This is a genomic window from Streptomyces sp. NPDC057543 (assembly GCF_042801895.1).
Taxonomy (GTDB): domain Bacteria; phylum Actinomycetota; class Actinomycetes; order Streptomycetales; family Streptomycetaceae; genus Streptomyces.
This window is the reverse complement of the sequence record NZ_JBHVFF010000515.1, coordinates 1-2,970: the sequence shown is the minus strand read 5'-3', so window position 1 is coordinate 2,970 and position 2,970 is coordinate 1. Positions and strand designations below refer to the sequence as shown.

Sequence of the window (2,970 nt, the reverse complement as noted above, 5' to 3'; positions counted from 1 at the left end):
CCAGCCATGCGCGGCCGGGCCCTTGGCGAGCTCCCGCTCCAGCTGAGCGAACTGCTCGTCACTCAGCCGAGGCAGCGACGCCGGGCCACCCGAGTTCAGAGCCCGCGAGCCGCCCTCCGCCCAAGTCCGGCGCCACCGCGGCACAGACCGGAGGCTGACCCGCAACTCCTTGGCGATCACCGCGCTCGTCTCACCCCGCTCAAACCGCTCAGCAGCCTCCAGCCGTAACCGCTCCCGGAACTCCCGACGCTCGGCGGTCAGTCCGCCCCCTTGTGTACTTCGGATTCGTCGGTCGGGGCAGCTCGGACGACGGCCGCGAGCGCCAAATCACCACGGCGATCTCGCCCACCTATGCGAAGCAGATCCTCGAACTCCAGGAGGCCGGTGCGACGGAGGAGGACCTGCATCCGATCGTCGCTGAGGCCATCACCGAGTCGTATTTCACGGAATTGGGTACCCGCGCCGCTGGCCTGCGCGCGGATTTCACGCACGTCCAGTTGCGATGCACCGCATCTGACGCCGCGCGCTGGATCACCCCGTCGGTGATCTTCGCTTCCTCATGTCGACGCGGCGACCATCTACAACACCCCGCTCTGCTGCCTTCCCCAGACCGCCGGCCGCCGCGGTCGCCGCTTCGTGATGGGGCAGCAGCGGGTCACCGGACTCCAGGGTGGATGCGTCGGCATCGAGCAGCGCGTGATCGTGGCCCTGCCCGGCTGCGCCTTCTGCCCGGAGGAGACCTCGCTATGAGCGTGGAAGTGCGTATCGACGCGAATCGTCTGGAACGAGCACTGCGCCGGCCCGGCAACGCCCCGACCAGCTTCATGGCCCAAGTGCTCGGCGAGGCACTATGACGGCCGCGCCGCTCCGGGGGCCGGAGGCAATCAGGGAGTGCTCTGCGAATCGACAGCCCGATCGCAGACGAGTTGCATGAGCTCCTGGGCCCGCTCCAGGAAGTCGAGCCTGTAGGGGCCGTCGCCGATCGGGCCGTAGGTCATGTCGATGAGGACCGCCCCCACCCGGGCCCGCATCTCGACGTGATCGCCGTTCGAGTCGCTTTGGCCGTCAGTGATGGTGTAACTGGTCGCGAAGCTCTCATCACCACACTTCGGCATCGCGATACGTGTCTCTTTGGGATCGCTGGTTTCGACACCCTTCAACAACTTCGCGTACCCATCGATCACCGTTTGGACGTCTCGGCAGGCGGTCACGCGGTAGAGCGCCATGAGGTTGCCCGAGTTCCTTTCCGGGTTCTGATAGTTCGCAGTTCCCCTGTTGCACCCCTTGTCCCATTCGGAGGGGAATCCGTTGGGCGCACTGAAGACTGCCCAGCCTGACGGCATGTCCTCCAGTCCAGGCACCACGTTCTCCGTCTCGGCCACAGTCAGCGCATGAGGTGTGGTGGTTCTCTCCTCGCTGCCGCTGCCCGACGCCGAACCATCGTTCTTGCCGGCTGTCGCGGATGCGGAGCCGTGGCTGCTGTCCGGAGAGTCATCAGAACTCAGGATCCGGTTCCCGCCGTACACGGCGAGGACCATCACGGCGAGGACCACCAGCACGGCCAGCACGAGCGCCACCGTGCCGGCCGCCGACGTCGGCTTCCTGAAGTTGATCGTCCCGCTGCCGACCAGGATCGGGTTGTCGCCGCGCATCCGGCTGCGGTCGATGATCACACCGTCGGCAGCATGCGGTGCACTCAGGTGAACCGTCAGCGCGTGTCGCAGCAGAGGATCGGTTTCGATCTCCCCGGCGAGCACCGCCGATGCCCCGGCCCGCGCCTCGGGGGACGCCCCAGTCTCCTCAAGATCCGCCAGAGCGGCCCGACCGCGATCCGACGCCCCCAGCCGGTCTCGTACGACCTGCGCGACAGCGGCCCCAGCCTGCTCGCCCACTCCGGTTGCTGTCCCCGTGATCACAGCCGCCAGGACCCCGACAGCAGCCGCGGCGAGTTCACCCGCTCCCATGAAACCCCCGAATCACACGGACACCAGGCAACTACCCCTGTTCCCGCATTGTGCCAGGGTTGCCCACGTCCAGAACCCAGCCCTCCTTCAGGCTTTCCGCCCCATTGTGACGCCCAGCACTGGTGAGAAACTGCAGGCCAGGCCGGTGCCGCTGATCCCGACGCCAGGTGAAATGCCGCATCGGATCGCTCGACAGCACCGGGTGGTGTACAAGTTCCTGTACCGAGGAGGAAGCGCCGTTCCCGTTGGCCCGCCACGAGACCGTCCACCGCCTCGTCCGCGGCCGCGCAGAGCTCGCGGGGTGGGAGCGCATCGACCAGCTGCGCGCCGCCGCGGCCTCGGGCACCGTCTACGACCCGGACACCGACGACGTCGTCCAGGCCGAGCTCGCCGCCGACGCCGCGGCCGCCGCCGCCCGGGAAACCGAGCTGCGCGAGCTGGGCACGCTGGAGCAGACCGAGCCCCGCGAGGGCGACGAAGCCATACGCGACGAACTCACCCGACGCGCGGGCGGGTACATCCAGGCCGATGTCGACGCCTGGCTCGCCCACGCCCTGGCCGCGCACTACCGCGCCCCGGACGCCCGTGAGAGGGCCGCCGCCCTGCTGACGCCACCGCTGCTCGCCCACGCCGCGCTACTCATCGCGGCTCCTTGGCACCAACCTCATGAGACGGAACATCTAGCCGCCGCCCGCTGCCCTCGTGCTGCTCCTGGCGCTGCTCGTGCTGCCCGGCTGCTGTATGGCGGCTCCGAAGGCAGCGCAGCATTCGCACGGCCCAGTCGGCGCACGGGTGCTGCTCGTGCAGCAGGCGCTGCCATCGCGCGCTGCACCAGTCGCTGGTTGTTCTGGAGAACCAGAACAACCCGGTTTAGCCAGTGCTACCGACTTGAAGAAGGCGCTGCACCCGGGGGGATGCTGTTGGCGAATTCGGGGCCCAGCGTTGATCGCTTCGTCCCGTCGGGAGTTCATCCGGCGGGACGAAGTGCTGCCAGGTGGGAGGTCCG

At 68.2% G+C, this 2,970-nt stretch carries 4 protein-coding genes; 2 read left to right on the top strand and 2 right to left on the bottom strand.

Annotation, left to right across the window (positions count from 1 at the left end; all coding sequences use genetic code 11):
- On the bottom strand, positions 1-222 hold a 222-nt coding region (locus tag ACFU8Q_RS40685), incomplete at its 3' end, for a helix-turn-helix domain-containing protein (protein WP_384465020.1).
- Between the two features lie 50 nt (positions 223-272).
- Between ACFU8Q_RS40685 and ACFU8Q_RS40680 the strand changes: the two genes are divergently transcribed.
- Positions 273-854 (top strand): hypothetical protein, encoded by a 582-nt coding sequence (locus ACFU8Q_RS40680; RefSeq protein ID WP_384465017.1) that lies wholly within the window; start codon positions 273-275, stop codon positions 852-854.
- Positions 855-884: 30 nt separating this feature from the next.
- Here the strand turns inward: ACFU8Q_RS40680 and ACFU8Q_RS40675 are convergent, their stop codons facing one another.
- Entirely contained in the window at positions 885-1,892 is a 1,008-nt protein-coding gene (locus ACFU8Q_RS40675; protein WP_384465014.1) for a hypothetical protein, read from the bottom strand.
- Positions 1,893-2,209: 317 nt separating this feature from the next.
- On the opposite strand from ACFU8Q_RS40675, the gene ACFU8Q_RS40670 reads away from it, so the two are divergent.
- Positions 2,210-2,970, top strand: a 761-nt coding sequence (locus tag ACFU8Q_RS40670; protein ID WP_384465011.1) for a hypothetical protein, incomplete at its 3' end; no start/stop codon positions are given.